Annotated in this window: 15 protein-coding genes; 6 read left to right on the top strand and 9 right to left on the bottom strand. The window is 70.5% G+C overall.

The window, feature by feature from the left end:
- Window positions 1–369 precede the first annotated feature (369 nt).
- On the top strand, window positions 370–1,110 hold the full coding sequence (locus RM479_RS20635) for a nucleotidyltransferase family protein (RefSeq protein WP_311513419.1): 741 nt from the start codon (window positions 370–372) through the stop codon (window positions 1,108–1,110).
- A gap of 43 nt (window positions 1,111–1,153) precedes the next feature.
- Entirely contained in the window at window positions 1,154–1,951 is a 798-nt protein-coding gene (locus RM479_RS20630) for a tyrosine-protein phosphatase (protein WP_274810288.1), read from the top strand.
- Between the two features lie 195 nt (window positions 1,952–2,146).
- On the opposite strand, the gene RM479_RS20625 is transcribed toward RM479_RS20630, so the two are convergent.
- Window positions 2,147–3,739 (bottom strand): hypothetical protein, encoded by a 1,593-nt coding sequence (locus RM479_RS20625; protein WP_311513506.1) that lies wholly within the window; start codon window positions 3,737–3,739, stop codon window positions 2,147–2,149.
- 207 nt (window positions 3,740–3,946) lie between these two features.
- Window positions 3,947–4,234 carry a hypothetical protein gene (locus tag RM479_RS20620; protein ID WP_274810287.1) on the bottom strand — a complete coding sequence of 96 codons (288 nt, stop codon included), beginning with the start codon at window positions 4,232–4,234 and terminating at the stop codon, window positions 3,947–3,949.
- A gap of 570 nt (window positions 4,235–4,804) precedes the next feature.
- Here RM479_RS20620 and RM479_RS20615 point away from each other — a divergent pair.
- Window positions 4,805–6,880: a SpoIIE family protein phosphatase gene (locus tag RM479_RS20615; RefSeq protein ID WP_311513418.1), complete on the top strand. Its 2,076-nt coding sequence runs from the start codon at window positions 4,805–4,807 to the stop codon at window positions 6,878–6,880.
- A 276-nt stretch (window positions 6,881–7,156) separates the two neighbouring features.
- Window positions 7,157–8,869: an RNA polymerase sigma factor gene (locus tag RM479_RS20610; protein ID WP_311513417.1), complete on the top strand. Its 1,713-nt coding sequence runs from the start codon at window positions 7,157–7,159 to the stop codon at window positions 8,867–8,869.
- Window positions 8,870–9,177: 308 nt separating this feature from the next.
- Here RM479_RS20610 and yaaA read toward each other — a convergent pair whose 3' ends face one another.
- Window positions 9,178–9,969: a peroxide stress protein YaaA gene (gene yaaA / locus RM479_RS20605; RefSeq protein WP_311513416.1), complete on the bottom strand. Its 792-nt coding sequence runs from the start codon at window positions 9,967–9,969 to the stop codon at window positions 9,178–9,180.
- 133 nt (window positions 9,970–10,102) lie between these two features.
- On the opposite strand from yaaA, the gene RM479_RS20600 reads away from it, so the two are divergent.
- Window positions 10,103–10,774 (top strand): GNAT family N-acetyltransferase, encoded by a 672-nt coding sequence (locus RM479_RS20600; protein ID WP_311513415.1) that lies wholly within the window; start codon window positions 10,103–10,105, stop codon window positions 10,772–10,774.
- Between the two features lie 70 nt (window positions 10,775–10,844).
- On the opposite strand, the gene RM479_RS20595 is transcribed toward RM479_RS20600, so the two are convergent.
- Window positions 10,845–11,048 (bottom strand): DUF7455 domain-containing protein, encoded by a 204-nt coding sequence (locus tag RM479_RS20595; RefSeq protein ID WP_274810282.1) that lies wholly within the window; start codon window positions 11,046–11,048, stop codon window positions 10,845–10,847.
- A gap of 488 nt (window positions 11,049–11,536) precedes the next feature.
- Between RM479_RS20595 and RM479_RS20590 the strand changes: the two genes are divergently transcribed.
- Window positions 11,537–13,645, top strand: a complete 2,109-nt coding sequence (locus RM479_RS20590) for a DNA gyrase/topoisomerase IV subunit B (protein ID WP_311513414.1) — start codon at window positions 11,537–11,539, stop codon at window positions 13,643–13,645.
- A gap of 163 nt (window positions 13,646–13,808) precedes the next feature.
- Here the strand turns inward: RM479_RS20590 and RM479_RS20585 are convergent, their stop codons facing one another.
- The 5 genes from RM479_RS20585 to RM479_RS20565 form a co-directional block, all read right to left on the bottom strand.
- Window positions 13,809–14,933, bottom strand: coding sequence for an L-cysteine desulfhydrase Cds1 (locus RM479_RS20585; RefSeq protein WP_311513413.1), 1,125 nt, complete (start codon window positions 14,931–14,933; stop codon window positions 13,809–13,811).
- Between the two features lie 69 nt (window positions 14,934–15,002).
- The gene (locus tag RM479_RS20580; RefSeq protein ID WP_274810279.1) at window positions 15,003–15,329 is read right to left on the bottom strand and encodes a tetratricopeptide repeat protein; all 327 of its coding nucleotides are present in this window, start codon (window positions 15,327–15,329) and stop codon (window positions 15,003–15,005) included.
- Window positions 15,330–15,446: 117 nt separating this feature from the next.
- On the bottom strand, window positions 15,447–15,977 hold the full coding sequence (locus RM479_RS20575) for a beta-class carbonic anhydrase (protein WP_311513412.1): 531 nt from the start codon (window positions 15,975–15,977) through the stop codon (window positions 15,447–15,449).
- Window positions 15,978–16,058: 81 nt separating this feature from the next.
- Window positions 16,059–18,545 carry a DNA gyrase/topoisomerase IV subunit A gene (locus RM479_RS20570; RefSeq protein WP_311513411.1) on the bottom strand — a complete coding sequence of 829 codons (2,487 nt, stop codon included), beginning with the start codon at window positions 18,543–18,545 and terminating at the stop codon, window positions 16,059–16,061.
- A 197-nt stretch (window positions 18,546–18,742) separates the two neighbouring features.
- Window positions 18,743–21,502, bottom strand: coding sequence for a glycosyl hydrolase (locus tag RM479_RS20565; protein ID WP_311513505.1), 2,760 nt, complete (start codon window positions 21,500–21,502; stop codon window positions 18,743–18,745).
- Between the last annotated feature and the right edge of the window lie 3 nt (window positions 21,503–21,505).

Genomic DNA, 21,505 nt, shown 5'->3' with positions numbered 1-21,505 from the left:
TTCGCGTACTGCTAGTGTCCGACCTTGACTTCTCTCCCGGCCGAAGCGGGGAGGACCTTCCCTCACAGGTCGGGTCCTTCGCGCCGCGGCCGGCCGCCGACCCGGATCAGCGGCGGGGACGGTGTACCGCATCGGTCTCACCGGGCTCCACGGGCGTCACATCCCGGGGGCCCGGCGGTGGACCGACCCGGGCCCGGCCCCCGCCCGGGTCGCGGGACGAGTCAGCGCCGGCGCAGGTGCGGATGTGCGGGTTTCGCCGAACCGGTGGGAGACGGTCCTCTCCGAGGCGGACCGCCGTTCCCCGTCCTGCTCCGCAGAGGCCCGATCTCCACCCGGCCGGACGGCCGAGGTCTCCTCGGAAGGATCCCGATGACCGCTTCACCCCCGACCCCCGCGCCCCCCGTCACCCAGGCGTTGATCCTGGCCGGCGGACAGGCCACCCGGCTGCGGCCCTACACCGACACCCGCCCCAAGGCGATGGTGGAGGTGGCCGGCAGACCCATCATCGACTACCAACTGGAATGGCTGGCGGGTCACGGCGTCGAACACGTCGTGGTCTCCTGCGGCTACAAGGCCGAGGTGCTGCGCGAGTACCTGGACGCCCGCACCGGCGGACCCGAGATCACCCTGCTGGTGGAGGACGAACCCCTCGGCCGGGGCGGGGCACTGCGTTACGCCTCCCAGGGTCTCGCCGACCCGGACGCTCCCTACTTCGCGCTCAACGGTGACGTCCTCACCTGGTTCCCCCTGGACGAGATGACCGCCCATCACCGTGCCAAGGGCGGTCTGGCCACGCTGGCCCTCGCCCAGTTCCGCACCACCTGGGGCATCGTCGACGTCGACGACGAGGACCGGATCGAGGGGTTCACCCAGAGCCCGTTGCTGCCGGTGTGGATCAACGCCGGCGTCTACCTGTTCGAGCCCGCTATCACCCCGCTCCTGCCGGTCAAGGGCGACCACGAGTCGTCGACCTTCCCCGACCTGGCCGGAGAGGGGCGGCTCACCGCCTACCGCATCACGGGTTTCTGGCGCGGTGTGGACACCGCGAAGGACGTCAAGGAGGCGGGAGAGCAGATCACCGCCATGCGGCCGGGGCAGGAGGTCGGCTGACCGCCTCGACCGCGGCCACCGGCCGAGGGGCGCCGGAGCGGCAATGGGTATCGTCGTTTTCGTGACGAACGACGGTTTCATCCTCTCCAGCGCCCCCAACTTCCGCGACCTCGGCGGCCACCGCGCCGCAGGGGGAGGCACGGTCCGCCACGGCATGCTGTACCGTTCGGACGCGCTGCACACCATCTCCGAGCCGGACCTGCCGGTCTACAACGGTCTGGGCATCCGCCAGCTCATCGACCTGCGCACCGAGCACGAACGCGTGAACCTGCCGGACATCACCCCCGAAGGCGCCGCCTACACCGCCGTCTCCGTGCAGGGTCCCCGGGCGGCCGGGGGGAACTTCTCCGAGGCCCTCATGGACCGCGAACGCGCCCGTGCCATGTTCGCCGACGGCGCCGCCGAACGCTTCATGTTCGCCGTCTACCGTGAGCTGGTCACCGACGAGATCGCCCTCACCGGCTACCGCGACCTGGTGGAACGCGCCGCCAAGGGTCCCACCGCCCTGGTCTTCCATTGCAGCGCCGGCAAGGACCGCACCGGCTGGGGCGCCGCACTGCTGCTCAGCCTCCTGGGCGTGGACCGCACGGTCGTCGTCGCCGACTACCTGGCCAGCAACGAGCGGCAGGAGAACACCGACAAGTGGATGCGCATGCTGTCGGAGCACAGCGGCCTGACATGGGAGGAGGTCGCACCGATGGCCCGCGTGCGCGCCGAGTACCTGGAGACCGCCTTCACCCACGTCGACGAGGTGTACGGGTCCTTCGACGGTTATGTGTCCGACGGCCTGGGCCTGTCCTCCGCCACCGTGGAGTCCCTGCGCGAACGCATGATCTCCTGAGCGGGGGCGCCCCCGGGCGCGAGGGCGCGCACGGGGCTCCGAAGGCCGGCGGGGGAGAGACCTCCGAGGCATGAGGCCGTCGCTCTCCCGTCGGCCCCCAAGGGAGGACGGGGGTCACGACGGCCGTCTCGGCCCCCGGAACCCGGTGCCCGTTCGTCGGGGCCGGAGCGGTCCCCGGGGGCGGCCGGGTCCGGGTCAGAGGGCGTCGAGACGGCGGCGCAGGTCGGCGTTGTCGGAGGCCGCGTCCAGCACCTCGCCCAGGGCGGCCAGGACCGCGGATCGGTCCCGGCCCTGGTCGAGCAGCCGCCGGGCCGCCGACCACAGCTCCGCCGGACGCCCGAACCACAGGCGCTCGGCCAGCCGTTCGTGTCGGGCCAGCTCCCGTTCCCGATCCGGGTCGTCCCCGGTCACCGGCCGGTACCAGTGGTCCCGGCCGGTGGAGTGGCGGCCGTTGTGCGGGGTGGCCGCCTCGTACTCGCCGTAGTGGTCCAGGCGCAGGAGGGCCCGTCGTCCCCGCGGGGTCGCCGGGTCGAACTCCTCAAGCGCTCCGCTGACCAGTTCGCTGGTCAACAGCGGGAACGCGAACATGCGCCGGGCCAGTGCGGAGAAGTCGCCGTCGGGCAGCAGCCGGCGCACCGCCTCCTGACGCAGTCCCAAGGGCCGGGCCGGGTCCCGGTAGACCCGGGTGAACTCGGCGATGGACTCCCACACCGTGTCCAGGGTCGCCCCCACGGCGACCTCCGGCAGCCCGGTGCGCGGTCCGGCCCAGCGCACCCATGCCGCCAGCACGTGCGGCATGGCCTCCTGCTCCTCCGGCAGCAGGACCACCCGTCCCGGCAGCCAGCGCAGCAGGAAGGCCTCCACCTTGCGCGGGCTCACGCGCAGGGGCCGACCGGCGTCCACGTCGCAGCCGTAGGCGATGATGTGGTCGGCGCACCGGCTCGCCGTGTAGGAGTCCGACAGCTCCGCGGCCTCGTCGGAGGCCAGGAACCGGGCGGCCAGCACCGCCCGACGATCGCGTCGCCACACCGGGAGAACCTCCCCTGCGGCGCCCTCGCGGGGCTCGGGCAGCGCCCGCACCCGGGCGTTGGCCAGCGCGAAGTGGGCGGCCAGGGAACCGCCCGCCAGATCGGCGGCGGTCAGACCCGCGGGCAGGGGCAGGGCGTCCGCGCCGCCGCCCCCGATGACCCGTTCGGTGACGCGCAGCGCGCGGACCAGCCGCACCCGGGCCTGGGCGGGGTCCAGTTCGGCGAACCGCGTGAACTCGTCGGTGGCGGCCCGTTCCCGGCACCCCTCCAGGAGCCGCTCGACCTTGGTGGTGACCCAGGCGTCGCGCAGCACGCCGCCGGCGTTGTGGTCGACCACCAGGATGAGGGCGTGCTCGGGTTCCGGGACGGGGGTGCTCTCCCCCCGACCGAACACGCACACCACGTCGTCGGTGTCCCCGAACAGGTCGCTGTTGACGTAGGCGGCCAGCGGCACGACCCGGCCCAACTGGGACGCCCATTCGGGTACCTGGAGGCCCTGTTCGCGCAGCGCGATCATCCCCTGCTCGGCGAGCAGGCGCCGATCGGGCGCGGTGCCCAGGGCGGCGATCGCGGCCAGGACGCCGAGGCCGGCCGGTTTGCCGGAGGCCGCGGCGTGGGTGATCAGGCCCTCGCCGAGCAGACGCTCGACGTCGAGGCCGGGCACGCGTTCGCCCCACCAGGTGCCGAGCAGTTCGCTGAAGGCGATCTCGGCGTCGAGCGGATGCCGCATGGCCAACAGCGCCCTGGCGGCGCGGAGCATCTCGTCGAAGACGGCTCCGGGAACCGGTTCCGGGTTCGCGGCTGAGGGAGGTGTAGGGGAGGGCACGATCCGAGCGTATGACAGCCTCGGGGCCGGGACTCACGCTCCGGTGTTTTCGCATGGTTTCTCGCGGTTCGTCCCTGCTTGCCGGGACGCAAACGGGGCGCGTCCCGGCGGGCGCGCCCCTCGTCCGCGTGATGCGACGGGTCAGTGCGGTTGTGGCACGGCCCGGTGTCCCGTGAACAGTGTCGTGCTCTGTCGCCTGGTGGTCTTCCGGGTGATCTGCGAGGGCGGCACGGAGTTGATCATCGCCTCCAGGTGTTCGCGGGCGACCCGCTCGACCAGGTGCGGTGTGACCGCGATGCCCAGATGTTCGATGCAGTGCCAGGTGTCGCTGACGCACTGCTCGACGCAGCGGTGGGACAGACCGTTGAACTCGTCGTGCAGACGTGCCGAGATCCGCCGTAGATCCTGGACCGGGAAGGTCTGGAGCATTCTCGCTCACACTCCTGGTTGAAGATGGCCTGGACGGTGACCTCCACCCATTCCACTTGTTCTGAGCGGACTGTCAACCCCTCTCCCGGTGCGCTGTTGATAAAACCTCGGGGGTGCATCGTTTACTTGAGCACCACCATCACCGCAGGTCAACAAGGCGAAAGGGACGTTTCGGACATATGACAGATCTGTTTCCGAGTCGCGAGTCCAAACCGGACAAGCATCTCCATCCTTAGTAATTCAGGGAAAAACGTCTGAGGAAAACCAATGGTCTTCCCGAACGATGGCCCCCGGTGGCCTATTATTTACCTTCCATGGCCGCGCGCGGCCCCCTCCCCGTCGGCCGTTGCGCCCGCACCGGTGTGTCCTATGCTTGAGCCGTGACAGCGGCCGAGAGGAGTCGTGGGACGTGACTCCCGAGGGCCGTGGATCCCCCCGATCACATTCGGCACCGCGCCCTCGACGTTCTCCCGTTCGCGGTCCGATCGCACGGTCGACGGGTCCGCGCGGTCCAGGCAGCCGATCCCCCGGGATCGGGAAATCCGAGGGTTTTGCGGAGGTGTCGAGCAGGTGAGCGCCGAGACGTCCATTCCGCCGCCCCGGACCGATGATGTCGTTCTGACCGACGCGGTCCGATCGCTTCTGGACGATTCCCCCATCGGATTCGCCCTCGTCGGTTCCGATGGCCGGATCGTCGCCGTCAACCGACTCGTGGCGGAGATGCTCGGTCTGGCACCCGAACTCTGTCCGGGCCACGACCCGGCCGAATTACTGAGCGCCTGCGGAGTCCCGGTCGGCGACGCGGAGACCGTCGACCACGGGGGAGGTCGGGTCGTCCGCGGCCGGCATCGCACCGCCGACGGCCGACTGTGGGACCTCACGTGGTTCCCCGTCTCCGACCCCGCCACCGGGGACCCCCACGTCGCCCTCATCGCCGTCCGTGACGGCGGCGAGGTGCACCGGGACGAACAGCGCCTGCGCGCCCTCCTCCAGGTCGGCAACCAGATCGTCTGGACCGCCGACGCCGAGGGCGAGGTCCACGAGGACAGCCCCCCATGGCGCAACGTCACCGGCCAGAGTCCGCAGGACTACCTCGGCCGGGGCTGGTTCGCCGCCCTGCACCCCGATGACCGCTCCGGCGTCGAACGCGCCTGGGACGACGCCGTGCTGGACCGCACCCCCTTCGACGCCCTGTTCCGCGTGCGCACCCGCTCCGGCGGCTACGCCCACTACCGGGCCCGCGCCAAACCCGTCATGGAGGGCGGCGAGGTCGTCGAGTGGGTCGGCAGCCTCGTCGACGTCACCACCGAGCGCGAGGCCGACGAACTCCGCCAGCGCCTCAACCAGCAGCTCAGTGAGGCGGCCATGCGCACCGCCCGTCTCCAGAAGGCCACCTCCGACCTGGCCGAGGCGCTCACCGCGGACGAGGTCGTCGCCGCCATGTCCGAGATCGGCCGCTCCGGTGTGGGCGCCGACCACACCTGCGTGGTCCTCCTCGACCGCAACCGTCTGCGCCTGGACACCGTCGTCGCCTACGGGGACCGCCCGCTGCCCCTGGCCTCCTTCCCCCTCGAACACCCCGACATCGCGGCCCGCGCGATCGCCGACCGCCTCCCCCGGATGGCCGCCGACCCGACCGAGCTCGGCGCCCTCCTGGAGGACGCCCCCGAGGTCGACGAACTGGTCCGACTCACCCCCGAGCGCGCCTGGGCCGCCCTGCCCATGATGGTGGCCGGCCGCCCCATCGGCGCGCTGCGCTTCGCCTTCTCGGCCCCCCGCGAGATCGGCGACGAGGAGCGGGTGTTCCTGGAGGCCCTGGCCGGGCAGTGCGCCCTGGCCATCGGCCGCGCGGCCCTCTACGAGCAGGAGCACAACACCGCCGAGGAACTCCAGCGCAGTCTGCTGCCGGACGAACTCCCCGAGGTGCGCGGCGTGCGCCTGGCCGCCTACTACCGATCCGGTTCCCGCCACGTCCAGGTCGGCGGCGACTGGTACGACGCCTTTCCGCTGCCGGACGGCCGTGTCGCCGGCGTCCTGGGCGACGTCATGGGCAAGGGGATCCCGGCCGCCGCGGGAATGAGTCGCATCCGTAACGCGTTGCGCGCATTGGCGTTCTCCATGCCGGAGCCCGCCGACGTTCTCACCGGCCTGGACCGCATGTTCAGCGCCACAGAGGGCATGGACCAGGTCACCACACTGGTGTACTTCGTCCTGGACCCGGTCACCGGCCAACTCGACCTCAGCAACGCGGGACACCTTCCGCCGCTGGTCGTGGCGGGCGGGGCCCGGCCCTCGCTGTTGGACACCGACCCCGACACACCGTTGGGGATCACCTCACCGAGAGGTCATCACAAATTCTTCGTGCAACCCGGTAACACCGTCGCCCTCTACTCCGATGGACTGGTAGAGAACCGCAAACGGTCCGTCGACTCCGGACTCGACGAACTCGTCGACGTGGCGTCCTCGGCTCCTCCGGAGGTGGTGGGCGATCCACAGCAGATGCTGGAGTACCTTGTTGAGAGCATGCTCGAAGGGTATGAGCAGGACGATGACGTCACTCTGCTCGCCGTCCAACTCCCGGTGATCGATTCCGTGCCGGACCTGAGGTCGCACACGGAGGAGGCTCACCGTGAGAAGGAGCGGTAGACCGTACGAACAAGTCCATTGCCTTGCCTACAGTGAAGAAGCCGTTCCGCCCCGCACGGGGGTGATCCCACGCGGCAGCCCGAGGAGCCGACCGCTTCCGGTGCGTCTCTTGCGGGGGATGATCTCCGAGAGCGCATACGCTTGAAAGACAAACGGCTTCCCCGCTCCGGCGGGGACGATCCCAGGCCGCAGGCGGGAGAGGGCGCGGTGCCCGGTCCCGGTCAGGCGGATCACCGGGTCCGACAATCTCGCCACACGTCCGTTCGAGAGGTGTTTGTGTCATCTGCCAGTTCGACTCGCTCGAAGCAGTCCGAGTCACTGCAAGAGCCCGTCATTCAGCAGCTGATCGAGCGTGGGCGGTCCCAGGGCTATCTTGAGCCCGAGGACGTGCGCCGTGCCTTCGAAGAGGCCGAAATCCCGATGTCGCAGGCGCAGTCCGTGCTCCGCAGCCTCGCGAAGGAGGGCGTGACCGTGCTCGTTCCCGAGTCGGCATCCTCCCGACGCAAGACCACGCGGCGCAAGACGGCGACCACGCGGTCCACCTCGACCAGGTCCACCACGGTCACCACGACCACGAACCGGGCCGCCAAGCCGGTGCGCGCCGCGGCCGCCCAGGAGCAGCCGGAGACGGTCACCGCCGTCGTCGACTCCTCCGAGGCCGAAGCCGACGCCGCCAAGAAGGCCCCTGCTCGCAAGGCCGCGGCCAAGAAGGCGCCGGCCGCGAAGAAGCCCACCGCGACCGCCGCGAAGAAGACCGCGCCGGCCGCCAAGAAGACCACCGTGAAGGACCCCGCCGCGGCCAAGAAGACCGCCGGTCGCAAGACCGCGGGCAAGAAGGACCTGGAGCTGGCTCCGGACGCGGAGGAGTTCGACGAGGACGACCTCGCCGACCTTGAGCACACCGGCGCCGAGCTGGAGCTGGTCGAGGACACCACCGAGGAGGCGCCCGAGAAGGACGCCAAGCCGGTCCGTCCCGAGGCCGTCGGCGCTCCCGTCAAGACCGGGAACGAGGACGAGTCCTTCGTCCTGTACGACGATGACGACGACGCCCCCGCCGCCCAGGTGGTCGCCGCCGGCGCCACCGCGGACCCGGTCAAGGACTACCTCAAGCAGATCGGCAAGGTGCCCCTCCTCAACGCCGAGCAGGAGGTCGAACTCGCCAAGCGCATCGAGGCCGGCCTGTTCGCCGAGGAGAAGCTCGCCGAAGAGGGCGACGTCCTCTCCTTCGAGCTGCGCGACGAGCTGGAGTGGATCGCCGAGGACGGCGGCCGTGCCAAGAAGCACCTGTTGGAGGCCAACCTCCGTCTGGTGGTGTCGCTGGCCAAGCGCTACACCGGTCGCGGCATGCTCTTCCTGGACCTCATCCAGGAGGGCAACCTCGGTCTGATCCGCGCGGTGGAGAAGTTCGACTACACCAAGGGCTTCAAGTTCTCGACCTACGCCACGTGGTGGATCCGTCAGGCGATCACCCGCGCGATGGCCGACCAGGCCCGCACCATCCGCATCCCGGTGCACATGGTCGAGGTCATCAACAAGCTGGCCCGCGTCCAGCGCCAGATGCTCCAGGACCTGGGCCGCGAGCCCACCCCGGAGGAGCTGGCCAAGGAACTCGACATGACCCCTGAGAAGGTCGTCGAGGTGCAGAAGTACGGCCGTGAGCCGATCTCCCTGCACACTCCGCTGGGCGAGGACGGCGACAGCGAGTTCGGTGACCTCATCGAGGACTCCGAGGCGATCCAGCCGGGCGAGGCGGTCAGCTTCACCCTGCTCCAGGAGCAGCTGCACTCGGTGCTGGACACCCTGTCCGAGCGCGAGGCCGGTGTGGTGTCGATGCGCTTCGGTCTCACCGACGGTCAGCCGAAGACCTTAGACGAGATCGGCAAGGTCTACGGGGTCACCCGAGAGCGCATCCGGCAGATCGAGAGCAAGACGATGTCCAAGCTCCGTCACCCGTCGCGTTCCCAGGTGCTCCGCGACTACCTGGACTAGGCCGTCCCGAGTACGTCACGGCCTGAAGCGGCCTGAACCCGTGTGCCCTCACGCTCCAGAGCGCGAGGGCACACGGGTTCTTCGGTGCCTTCGTCGGTCGACGGGTGTGGCGACGCCCGCGTTCCGCACCGTGCGGCCGTCGCGCTCCCACACGCGCCGACCGGACCGGGAACCGCCCGGCCGCGGTGAATCGATCCCAGGTGTGTCGTCCATCCGACGGGTCCATGCTTTCGCAGGGCCTGTAGGTGCGGCATAAAGTCGCGATACCGGGTCGTTATCTCACGGACGGCGATCGCGCGACCCCGCCCTCAGTCCCGGACGACCACGTCGAGGATGCGCGGGGTGCCCGCCGCGGTCTCGGGCGTCTCCACCGTGTGACCCAGATCCCGCAGGGCCGAGGCCAGGCCCGCCACGTCGGCCGCCTCGACCCCTTCGGCCAGCAACGACCTGGCGATGTCCCCCCGGGTGGCCTTGGCCATGTGGCTGACGACCGAACGCCTCACCTCCGCTCCGACGACCCGTTCGCGCAGCACGCGCACCGACACCGACCGTTCGGCGTCGGCGCCCTTGGGCTTGAAGGCGGTGGCGTAGGTCGCCGAGCGGCAGTCCACCAGCAGCCGCCCCTCGGCCAGTGCACCGAGCGGTCCGGCCAGCGCCTTGCGCCAGTACGCGCCCAGCCCGCCCAGGGGCGGCAGCTTCACACCCATCGACAACCGGTAGGGCGGCAGCGCATCCGTCGGCCCGACCACGCCCCACAGGCCGGAGAAGATCAGCACCCGCTCCCGGACACGGTCGGGACGCTCCGCCAGCAGGGAGGGCAGCCCGAGACGGTCGTAGAGCACGCCGGTGTACAGCTCGGCGGCCCGCAGGGTCGGGGCGGAGGCCACGTCCAGATCGCGTTTGACCGCGTCGGCCCGCCCCGGGGTCAGCCCCAGCACCTCCATCGCCGTGTCCTCCGGTCCCGAGCACAGTTCCGTCAACGCCGCCACGACCTCCCGACGGGCGGGGGTCAACACGGGCAGGGTCAACGACTCCAGGGCCACCCGAGGCCCTTCACCGGAGGTGGCCTTGCCCTCGGACGGCGGCAACAGGATGAGCATGATCGCAAGGTCTCCCGGGTCGAACAGCGTGGTCAGCCCACATGGTAGGGCGTGGTCGGCGCCCCGGGGGCGGGTGTCGGAGAGGCCGCCCGCTAGGATCCACGGTCTTCGCCACGGAGGAGGGACACCGGACATGCGCGAGTGGGCGGCACGGGTGACGCGGGACTGGCCGGCCTTGGAGGTCGTCGAGCGCGGCGGATGGCGGTTCGGGGTGGCCGAGGGGGTGACCAAACGGGCCAACAGCGCCCTGCTCATGGACCCCGACGCGGATCCGGCCGAGGTCACCTCCTTCTACCGGGAACGGGGGATGACCCCGTGCGCCCAGATCTGGCCGGGGGAGGAGGAGGCGGACGCCCGCCTGGCCGCACACGGGTACGCGATGGTCGAACCCACATCGGTGCTGGTCCGGGAATCACGGGAGCGCCCCGACGCCCCCGGCGTCACGACGGTCTCCGACACCCCGGGGGCCGATTGGCGTTCCCCGGCGCCGGAGGGGGCGGACGCGATCGCCCGCATCCTGGGGCGGACCACCGCCCTGTACGCGACCGCGCCCGACGGGACCGGCCGCGGATGCGCGGTGCTGTCGGGGAGGTCGGCGGCCGTGTGCGCCATGGTCACCGTCCCCCGGGCCCGGCGGCGGGGCGTCGCCTCGGCGATCCTGGCCGACCTGATGGCGGCGGCCCACGACAAGGGCGCCGACGACGTCTACCTGTGCGTGGTGACGGAGAACACGTCGGCGCGGCGTCTCTACGAGCGCTTCGGCTTCACCGAGCGGTCCCGGTACCACAACCGGGTCCTGGGCTGAGCCGCCCTGAACGCACATCGGCGGCGACCCCCTGCGAGGGGCCGCCGCCGTGGTCCATGTGTGTCCGACGCTACTTGTCGGTGAGCTTGTCGGTCTCGTCTTGGATGTCCGAAGCGATCTTTCGAAGGGAATCGTCGTGCTTGCGCATGTGGTGCGCGCAGAACAGCAGCTCACCGCCGGAGTTCAGCAGCACCCGAACGTAAGCCTGTGCACCACAGCGGTCGCAACGGTCAGCAGCCGTCAGCGGCTGGGTGGGGGCAAGGGTTCCAGTCACTTCGCCATCCTCAATACTCGGCGTCGGTCACCTCAGACAACATCTAACCCGACCCAGACGTTCCCAACCCGGGGCCCTGTACGCCGACAGCGGAATCCGCCTGATTGGTGCCTGGAAATCTCCCTTTGGGGCCTTTGCGGCCGGACATCATTTCTACTCCTCGTTGTACCCCCGGAAGGCCCCGCGCATCCCCGGAAAAGGGGAGTATCCAGGTCGCATCCACCAGAGGTGGTAGTCTCGCGCGGGGCAGCACCCTTCCGACCGCGATTCCCGCTCTCCGGGCCGTACCCGGTCACCATGGAGCCCGCCCCGGGCGACCCGGCCGGCGACGACGCCGGACCCGTACGAACCAGCCCGAACCTCCCTCGGCGCACGAGGTGAACAGACCCGTACGTCGTGGCCTGGCCCTTTTCGTCGGTGCGGCGCGGTACAAAGGGCACGCACCGTATCCGAGCCCCGATGGCCCCCAAGACGCAGGAGATGTCCGAGTGACCGCCTTGACCGCAGCCGTCCACGACCCCGAGGACTATTCCGCCCGGCACCTGTCGGTCCTCGAAGGTCTTGAGGCGGTGCGCAAACGTCCGGGCATGTACATCGGGTCCACCGACAGCCGGGGCCTCACCCACTGCATGTGGGAGATCATCGACAACTCCGTCGACGAGGCCCTCGGCGGGTACTGCACCCGCATCGACGTCGTCCTGCACGGCGACGGCTCGGTGTCGGTCGCCGACGACGGCCGCGGCATCCCCGTCGACATAGAGCCCAAGAGCGGTCTGTCCGGTGTGGAACTGGTCATGACCAAGCTCCACGCCGGCGGTAAGTTCGGCAGCGGCTCCTACACCGCCTCCGGCGGCCTGCACGGCGTCGGCGCCTCCGTGGTCAACGCCCTCTCCGCCCGCGTCGACATCGAGGTCGACCGGCAGGGGAACACCCACGCCATCTCCTTCCGCCGGGGCATCCCCGGCCGCTTCGCGGGGGCGGGTCCCGACGCGGACTTCACCCCCGTCTCCGGGCTGGAACAGGTCCGCAAGATCGCCAGGAAGCTCTCCGGCACCCGCATCCGGTTCTGGCCGGACATGCAGATCTTCATCAAGGGCGCCGAGATCGCCCGGGAGTCCCTCCTGGAGCGGGCCCGTCAGACCGCGTTCCTCGTGCCGGGTCTGACCATCGCCGTGCGCGACGAGCGCGTGGAGGGTGAGGAGAAGCCCTACGAGGAGGATTTCCGTTTCGACGGCGGAATCGGCGAGTTCTGCACCTTCCTGGCTCCCGACGACCCCGTCAGCGACGTCCTGCGCATCCAGGGCAGCGGCAACTTCACCGAGACCGTTCCCGTGCTGGACGAGGCCGGGCACATGGTGCCCGCCGACGTCGAGCGCCGCCTGGACGTCGACGTCGCCCTGCGCTGGGGCACCGGATACGACACCACGGTCCGCTCCTTCGTCAACGTCATCGCCACGCCCAAGGGCGGCACCCACATCAACGGCTTCGAGCGGGCCCTGGTCCGGGTCATCAACGACCAGCTGCGCGCCGTCAAGCTGCTCAGGAACAGCGACGACCCCGTCACCAAGGACGACACCCAGGAGGGGCTCACCGCGGTCGTCACCGTCCGCCTGCCCGAGCCCCAGTTCGAGGGGCAGACCAAGGAGATCCTGGGCACCTCGGCGGCAGCCCGCATCGTCTCCCAGGTGGTCGGCCGGGAACTGCGCGAATTCCTCACCTCCGCCAAGAAGACGGACAAGGCCAAGGCCCGCACCGTCATGGAGAAGGTCGTCAACGCGGCCAAGGCACGGTTGGCCGCCCGCCAGCAGCGCGAGACCCAGCGGCGCAAGACCGCCCTGGAGAACTCGGCGCTGCCCGCGAAGCTGGTGGACTGCCGCAGCGAGGGCCTGGACCGCAGCGAACTGTTCATCGTCGAGGGTGACTCGGCGCTGGGCACCGCCAAGCTGGCCCGCGACTCCGAGTTCCAGGCGCTGCTGCCCATCCGCGGCAAGATCCTCAACGTGCAGAAGTCGTCGGTCGCCGACATGCTCAAGAACGCCGAGTGCGCCGCGATCCTCCAGGTGATCGGCGCCGGCTCGGGTCGGAGCTTCGACATCGACGCAGCCCGCTACGGCCGGATCATCCTCATGGCCGACGCCGACGTCGACGGCGCGCACATCCGCTGCCTGTTGCTCACCCTCATCTACCGCTACATGCGGCCCATGCTGGAGGCCGGTCGGGTGTTCGCCGCGGTCCCGCCCCTGCACCGCATCGAGCTGACCAACGTCCGCCGCAAGCGGGGGGCCAAGCCCGAGGACCGGTACATCTACACCTACTCGGACGCCGAGCTCCGGCGCACCCTGCTCGACCTGGAGAAGCGCAACGTCTCCTGGAAGGAGCCGATCCAGCGCTACAAGGGTCTGGGCGAGATGGACGCCGACCAGTTGGCCGAGACCACCATGGACCCGCGCCAACGCACCCTGCGCCGCATCCGGGTGGAGCAGGCCGAAGAGGCCGCCGCCGTGTTCAACCTGCTCATGGGCAACGAGGTCGCGCCGCGCCGCCGCTTCATCCAGCAGGGCGCCCAGGAACTGGACGTCGCCCGTATCGACGCCTGATCCGGTGCCCGCGGTACGGACTCGGAAGTGCCCCGGGGGTGGGTGGATGCCAGGGGGCTTCGCGACACCTCGTTGATCGAACGGGTTCGATCGGACGCTCGGCCGGGGTCTCCCGGCCGAGCGTCTCGCGTGGTCGGTCGTTGGGCCCGGGTGCGGGGCGCCCTCAGGCGGGAGGCGCCCACACGCCCTCGTCCAGGAAGCGGTCGATCGCCTCCCGGTACGGGGCGGGGTCCAGCCCGCGCTCGGCCACCCAGGCGTCGTTGTAGTAGCTGTGCCGGTAGCGTTCGCCGCCGTCGCAGATGAGGGTCACCACGCTGCCCTGACGGCCCTCACGGAGCATCCGGGCCATCAGGTGCCACACCCCCCACAGGTTGGTGCCGGTCGAACCGCCCGCCGACAACCCGGTGCGGTCGTACAGATGGCGCATGGCGGCGATGCTCGCCGCGTCGGGCACCGGCATCATCAGGTCGATCACCGAGGGCACGAAACTGGGCTCCATACGGGGACGGCCGATGCCCTCGATGCGCGAGGGCATCCCCGTGGCGTGGTCCGGGGTGCCCGTCACCCATCCCGGGAAGAACGCCGAGTTCTCCGGGTCGACCACCGCGAGCCGGGTGTGCAGACGGCGGTAGCGCAGGTAGCGGCCGATCGTCGCCGAGGTGCCGCCGGTCCCCGCGCCCACCACGACCCACTCCGGGCACGGGTGGCGCTCCATCGACAACTGCTCGAAGATCGACTCGGCGATGTTGTTGTTGCCCCGCCAGTCGGTGGCCCGCTCGGCGTAGGTGAACTGGTCCATGTAGTGGCCGCCGCTCTCCGCGGCCAGCCGCTCCGCCTCCGAGTACATCTCCGGCGGGGTGTCCACGAAGTGGCAGCGACCCCCGTACCGCTCGATGAGGGCGATCTTCTCCGGGCTCGTCCTGCGCGGTATGACCGTGATGAACTCCAGCCCGAGCAGCCGGGCGAAATAGGCCTCCGACACCGCCGTGGAACCCGAACTGGCCTCCACGATCGTGGTGCCCTCCTCGATCCACCCGTTGGCCAGCCCGTACAGGAACAGGGACCGCGCCAGCCGGTGTTTGAGACTGCCGGTCGGGTGGACCGACTCGTCCTTGAGGTAGAGGTCGATGCCCCACTCGGGGGGCAGTGGGAACACGTGCAGGTGGGTGTCGGCCGAGCGGTTGGCGTCGGCGATCACCTTGCGGACGGCCTCATCGGCCCATGACCTGCGGGAGTCGCTACATCGGTCCACCCACGGGGTGCCGTCCGGATCTGTTGAGGGTGCCATGGGCAGCAGCGTAGCGGGCGCACGACGAGGCCCCCGGGACGGTGTCCCGGGGGCCTTCGGTCTCGGGCCTCAGTCGAGGGAGCCGCCCGACATCACCGCGTGCATACGGCGGTAGGTGGCCGCCTCCTCGTGCCGGCTCTGCCGCTCCAAGGTCCGGGCCAGCGCGATGTGCGCCCAGTTGTCCACCGGATCCAGTTCGATGATCCGGCGGAAGGTCCGTTCCGCCCGGGTCAGCTGTGCGGAGTGGAAGTAGGCGCGACCGAGCAGCTCCAACAGGGAACGGCTGTCGGGTTCGTCCTCGATCGCCGGTTCCAGCGTCTTGGCCGCGTAGATGGGGTCGCCCAGTTCCATGAACATGCGGGCGCGGTTGTAGATGTCGTACGTGCTCTCTTCCACGAGTGCTCCTCCCGGCGGCACGGGGGCCGTCCTCGGGTCACAACGGTCGGGGAGACGACCGCATTCCCCTGATTGATCCCCGGTCACCGTCGGCGCACACGCCCGCGCCGCCCCGGCTCAGAAGTCGACGGGCGAGATCCGTCCGGTGTCCACGTCGTAGATCGCCCCGGCCACCGCGAGCCCGGCGGGCAGCAGCGGGTGGTGCCGGATGCGCTCCAGGTCGTGCCGCAACGCCCCCTGCTGGTCGTTGTCGGTGTGGAACTCCAGACTGCGGGTGTCCACCCCGTGCTCCTCCATGATGACGTCGTGCACGGCGTCGTCGCCGGGCACGGACGCCATCTTGCAGCGGGTGTGCGGCAGGACCAGCACCCGGTCCACCCCGAGCAGGTAGACGGCCAGCACCAGGGTGCGCAGGGTGTCATCGGTGACCCTGGCCCCCGCGTTGCGCAGGATCTTGGCGTCGCCGGGCTTCAGGCCCAGCATGTCCAGCGGTTCGATCCTGGAGTCCATGCACGTCACCAGCGCCAGGCCGCGTGCGGCGACGGGCTTGAGCCCCGCCAGCGCGTACTGTGCGGCGTAGTCGGCGTTGGCCGTGAAGACGTCCTCGAACGCGCCGCCCGTCGGAGCGGCTCCGTTGTCGTCACTCACCGGTGAATCCCCTCTTTCCGTTGTCACGACGATGCCGTGCACATCGAACCAGATCGATGTGCACGGCATGTTGCGACGAATTCAGCCGCCGGACCTCGGCGTCGTGATGCCGAACTCGGTCCGTCCGCTTCCCACCGTAACGATCGCGCGGGGCAGGGTCTCGCCCGACCCGTCCCGACGGTCGGTCGTGTCGGGCAGCCGGACCGGTTTCCCGTCGGCGCGGGCGGCCCGGGCCGGGCCCCGACCGATCCACGCCATCAGCAGCGTGTCCTCGTCCTTGAGGTAGCGGTGGCAGCGCACACCGCCGGTGGCACGGCCCTTGGCCGGGTAGGCGGTGAACGGCGTGACCTTGGCCGAACCGGCCTGGGTGCCCTCCAGGACGTTGCCCGCGCCCGACACCGTGACCACCACGGAGTCGTCCGGACTGCTCACCGCGCCGAACCACAGCACGCGCGCCTCCTCCGAGAGGCGGACGCCCGCGACGCCGCCGGCGGGACGGCCCTGCGGTCGCACGGTGGTGGCGGAGAAGCGCAGCAGCTGCGCCTCGGAGGTGACGAAGGTCAGGTCCTCCTCACCGGTGGACAACTGGGAGACACCGATGATCCGGTCGCCCTCCTTGAGGGTGATGACCTCGAAGTCGTCCTTGTTGGACGGATAGTCCGGGGCGACCCGCTTGACGACGCCGCCGACGGTGCCCAGCACGAAGCCGGGACCCGGGGAGTCCATCGACACCACCGACACCACCCGTTCGCCCTCGTCCAGCTGGACGAACTCGGTGACCGGGAGTCCGGACGCCAACGGTGGCGCCTCCTCGCCCTCGTCGGGCAGTTCCGGCAGCTCCACCACGGGGACCCGGATCATCCGCCCCAGGTCGGTGACCAGTCCCACGTCCGACCTGGAGGTGGTCGGGATCGAGACGGCGATCGCGTCGTGGCGCACCCGCAGACCCTCGTACATGCGCGGCGGGGTGGCGCCCTTGCTGCGGCCGATCCGCCCGTCGACGTCCATGAGGACGTGGCAGGGCTGGTCGGCCATCTCCAGCGGGATGACCGCGGCCCGAGCGGCGCCGTCGCTCTCGCGCAGGCGGGTACGGCGCGGGGTGGCGAACGCCTTGGAGACGTCGCCCAGTTCCTTGGAGACGACCCGACGCAGCTTCTTGTCCGACTCCAGGATGGAGGTGAGCTCGTCGATCTCCTTGTTCAGCTGATCGCGCTCGGTCTCCAGCTCCAGCCGGTCGAACCGGGTCAGCCTGCGCAGCGGGGTGTCCAGGATGTAGCGGGCCTGGATCTCCGACAGGTCGTAGGCCGCCATGAGCGACTCGCGGGCCGCCGTGGAGTCGTCCGCCTCGCGGATGAGCGCGATGACCCGGTCGATGTCGAGCAGGGCCACGAGCAGGCCGTCCACCAGGTGCAGGCGCTCGCGGCGCTTGCGGCGACGGAACTCGCTGCGCCGGCGCACGACCTCCAGACGGTGCCCGACGTAGACCTGGAGGAGTTCGCGCAGGCCCAGGGTCTGGGGCTGGCCCTCCACCAGGGCGACGTTGTTGATGCCGAAGGACTCCTCCATCGGCGTGAGCCGGTACAGCTCCTCCAGGACGGCCTCGGGGTTGAAGCCGTTCTTGAGCTCGATGACCAGGCGCAGACCCTGGTTGCGGTCGGTGAGGTCCTTGAGGTCGGAGATGCCCTGGAGCTTCTTGGACTGCACCAGCTCCTTGATGCGGGCGACGACCTTCTCCGGGCCCACGTTGTAGGGGAGTTCGGTGATGATCAGGCCGGTGCGGCGGGCGCTGACCTTCTCGATGGAGACGGTGGCGCGGGTCTTGAACGTGCCCCGGCCGTTGCGGTAGGCGTCGCGGATGCCGTCCAGGCCGACGATGGTGCCGCCGGTGGGCAGGTCGGGTCCGGGGACGAACTCGGTGAGCTCCTCCAGGGTGGCCTCGGGATGGGCGATGAGGTGGCGGGCCGCCGCGACGACCTCGCCCAGGTTGTGCGGGGCCATGTTGGTGGCCATGCCGACCGCGATGCCCGAGGCACCGTTGACCAGCAGGTTCGGGAAGGCGGCGGGAAGGACCTCCGGTTCGGTCTCCTGTCCGTCGTAGTTGGGCTTGAAGTCGACGACGTCCTCGTCGATGCCCGAGACCAGGAGTTCGGCCGCCTTGGCCAGACGGGCCTCGGTGTAGCGCATCGCGGCGGGGGCGTCGTCGCCGCCCAGAGAGCCGAAGTTGCCGTGGCCGTCGACCAGGGGGACGCGCATGGCGAAGGGCTGGCTCAGGCGCACCAGCGCGTCGTAGATGGCGCTGTCACCGTGAGGGTGCAGGCGGCCCATCACCTCACCGACCACGCGGGCGCACTTGACGTGCCCCTTCTCCGGACGCAACCCCATTTCGTTCATCTGGTAGAGGATGCGGCGCTGAACGGGTTTCATGCCGTCGCGCGCGTCGGGCAGCGCGCGCTGGTAGATCACCGAGTAGGCGTACTCCAGGAAGCTGCCGCGCATCTCCTCGGAGACGTCGATGTCGATGATCTTCTCGGCGAGATCCTCGGGGGGGTGGGAAGTTGTACGGGCCATGTCCGTAATTCTGGCCCTAGCCAGAGACTGAAACGTACGCGGGCGCGTGGTCGGGCGTGTGTGAGTCGCGCGACTGATGGGTTTCGTCCCACGGAAGACCGCTTTTCGACCTCGGATGTCGGCCCCGAACAGGCGGATCCGCCCCGGCGCTGCCGGGACGGATCCGTGGCCGGTCGGCCGGTGGAGGCGGGCGGGGGTCAGCCGGTGAAGGGGACGGTCAGGGTCGCGCCTCCCTCCGGTCCGGTCCGGACGACGGAGTCGGCCGAACCCAGGGCGCTCCAGATCCGCAGGCGCACGGTCCCGCCGTCGAGATCGGCGAAGTCCCCGGTGACCGGGCCCGGTGCCTGCGTGTAGGTCTCCCATCCGGGAACGTCGTCGGTGGCGAAGTAGCGGTGGGTCTCCACCCGGTCGGCGGTGCCGTCACCGTCGAAGTCGTACTCGACGCGGACCTGCACGGCGTTGGCGACCGAGCCTCCGGAGTCCACCGGCAGGGAGAAGGCGGTGGTGCCACCGGTGAAGGTGCCGCTCACCCCCTCCAGTTCGAGCACGACGGCGTCCGCGGGCGGGGTGCCGTCGCGGTTGACGCCGCCCGCGTCGGGCACCGTGATGAGTCCCTCGGTTCCGGGCGGTGCGGCGGACAGGCCGCCGGAGCCCGCGTGCAGCACGCCGTCCCCCAGGTCGCCCTCCCCGGGGTCGGGCGACGGGGACGGGTCGGGGTCACCGGGGTCACCGGGGTCACCCCCGCCGCCCTCGCCCACGGTGGAGGCCAGGGTGCCCGGAGCCACCTCCAGCTCGGTGCCGTCGGAGAACGTGACGGTGATCGGGGAGGCCCCGGGGTTGAAGGCGGTGTACGCCCGCCCGTCGCCGTCGGAGAACACCGCGTAGTGGGCGGTGTCGGCGGTGACGGAGGCGTCCACGGTGCCGACCTCGGCCAGCGTGGAGACCCACTGGTAGGTGTGCGGCTTGGAGCCGCCCGCCTCGGGCTCGTAGTTCTGCCACTGCGCCTCGAACATCCCCAGGGCGTCGTCGCCGTCCGACAGCGCCCGGTGCGCCCAGTGGATGTCCCGCCAGATCTCGGGCTCGCGGCCCAGCCGGTCCACGAGCGACGTGTACATCGCCCCGGCGTGCTCCGGGTCGTGTCCGAGGTAGAGGGAGCCGGCGGTGATGGGCAGGTAGTTGATGCCGTAGTGCTCCTCGTCGCCGCCGTCCCACCAGATGCGGTAGTCGCCGCCGTCGCCCCAGACCATGCCGACCACGTCGTGGTCGAACCCGTCGGGGAAGGTCTCCCCGCCGTGGTCCTGCCAGTAGCGGGTGACGGTGGAGGCCTGGGTGGTGTGCAGGAACACGCCCAGGTCGCGGAGTTCCTCGTCGCCGGTCAGGGCGCCGAACAGGGCGGTGGCCGAGGCGAAGTGCATGCCCTCGGAAGAGGACTCCTGGTTGTTGCCCGCGGCGAACCCGGCGTGGCCGGAGGCCCAGCCGTGCCCGGCGTAGGGGGAGAAGGAGCGCAGCCGCGGGAACGCGCCGTCCTCGGTGGCCGCCACGTCGTCGATCACCATCCGCACCATGCCGCCCCAGGCGTCCTCGTCCGCCCAGTCGCGGTCGTAGCGGGCGATGGTGGCGGCGGCCGTGACGAGGTAGCCGTAGTGGAAGTCGTGGTCGTTGAGCTCGGTGGTGGCGCCGAAGCTGTCGGGGTAGCCGAGCAGGGTGCCCCAGCCCGCCTCGTAGTGCAGGCCGCGGTCGCCGCCGGCCGTCAGCCACTCCTGGACCCGGCCCTTGAGCAGGCCCAGGAGTTCGTCACGGGCCTCGGTGTGGCCGATGGAGTCGGCGATGGGCACCAGCTGGGCCAGCCGCCCCATCGCCTTGCCGTCCCAGTAGGTGTCGCCGGGCGAGGGGAAGTGCTCCTCCTCCGCCAGCACCTCGTCCAACAGCAGGCGCAGCCGGTCGTGGTCGGCGGAGTCGACGGTGGGCAGGCTCGGCAGGATGCCGTGGGCGGTCAGCTCCGTGGTGAAGGAGGTGCCCAGGGCCACCCGCATCTCCCCGCGCGGGGAGGGGTAGGCCAGGTCGGGGACCTCGTCGTCGCTGTTGTCCCAGTGGTGGGGGTACATCGCCAGGACGGTGCCCTCGGTGTCGCCCTCCAGCGCCTCGGTCTCCACCCGGTAGGTGCTGGTGAGGGTGGCGCCGGCCTCGTCGTAGTCGTACTCGACCACCGAGCCGGTGACGGCGGAGTGGGCGTAGGGGGCGAAGTCCGCCAACGCCTCGGGAGAGGGCAGCAGGGCCACCGAGTAGTGGCCTCCGCCGCCGGTGGGCGCGGTGAAGGTGTTCCCCGACCGCGACCACGCGTCCCCGGTGGGGGCGAACAGGGCGTAGTGGTTGCCGTTGACGGTGACGCCGACCGTGGCACCGTCCTCGTGCCAGACCTGCGGCGCGGCCGTGAAGGACACCTCCGCGTCACCGCCGTCGGTGCGGGCGTGCGCGAAGGGCAGCCCCTGGCCGATGGTGACGTCGAGGACGGCGCCGCCCTCCCACCGGGCGGTCACGGTCCAGTCGCCGCTGTCGGCGACCCGGGTGTCGGGGGAGTCGAGGCCCACGGCGCCCAGGGAGAGGTCCGCGGTGTGCGGGAACTCGTACTTGAGGCCGTCGGCGACGATCCGCGGCTCGCTCGGGTGGCCCATCTCCAGTCCCTCGGAGTGGGGGCGGTAGGTGGCCGGGTGGGCGTACAGGTTCTCGCCGTAGGGGTTGTCGGGGTAACGCTGGAAGATGAGCGAGGACCACCACTCGTTGGTGGGGGCCGGGCCCTCGAAGTCGTCGGTGACCTTGGGCGAGACCGGGGTGCCGTTCAGGTCGGCGGGGCCGGTGGCGCCCGGGGGGAGCGCGTCATCGTAACTTCCCGAGCCGACCGGGACGAGGGCCGTGGCGGCTGCCGCGGGTTCGGCGTCGGCGCCCGCGCCGACGGTGATGAC

Source organism: Nocardiopsis lambiniae (assembly GCF_031845465.1).
GTDB classification, from domain to species: domain Bacteria; phylum Actinomycetota; class Actinomycetes; order Streptosporangiales; family Streptosporangiaceae; genus Nocardiopsis; species Nocardiopsis lambiniae.
Note: the sequence above shows the minus strand (reverse complement) of the source record. Positions and strands in the feature narration are given on the sequence as shown.

Excerpts from the sequence above, each read along its gene's own strand:
- RM479_RS20635 (WP_311513419.1), top strand. The coding sequence starts at position 370 with ATGACCGCTTCACCCCCGACCCCCGCGCCCCCCGTCACCCAGGCGTTG.
- RM479_RS20630 (WP_274810288.1), top strand. The coding sequence starts at position 1,154 with ATGGGTATCGTCGTTTTCGTGACGAACGACGGTTTCATCCTCTCCAGC.
- RM479_RS20625 (WP_311513506.1), bottom strand. The coding sequence starts at position 3,739 with ATGCTCCGCGCCGCCAGGGCGCTGTTGGCCATGCGGCATCCGCTCGAC.
- RM479_RS20620 (WP_274810287.1), bottom strand. The coding sequence starts at position 4,234 with ATGCTCCAGACCTTCCCGGTCCAGGATCTACGGCGGATCTCGGCACGT.
- yaaA (WP_311513416.1), bottom strand. The coding sequence starts at position 9,969 with ATGCTCATCCTGTTGCCGCCGTCCGAGGGCAAGGCCACCTCCGGTGAA.
- RM479_RS20600 (WP_311513415.1), top strand. The coding sequence starts at position 10,103 with ATGCGCGAGTGGGCGGCACGGGTGACGCGGGACTGGCCGGCCTTGGAG.
- RM479_RS20585 (WP_311513413.1), bottom strand. The coding sequence starts at position 14,933 with ATGGCACCCTCAACAGATCCGGACGGCACCCCGTGGGTGGACCGATGT.
- RM479_RS20570 (WP_311513411.1), bottom strand. The coding sequence starts at position 18,545 with ATGGCCCGTACAACTTCCCACCCCCCCGAGGATCTCGCCGAGAAGATC.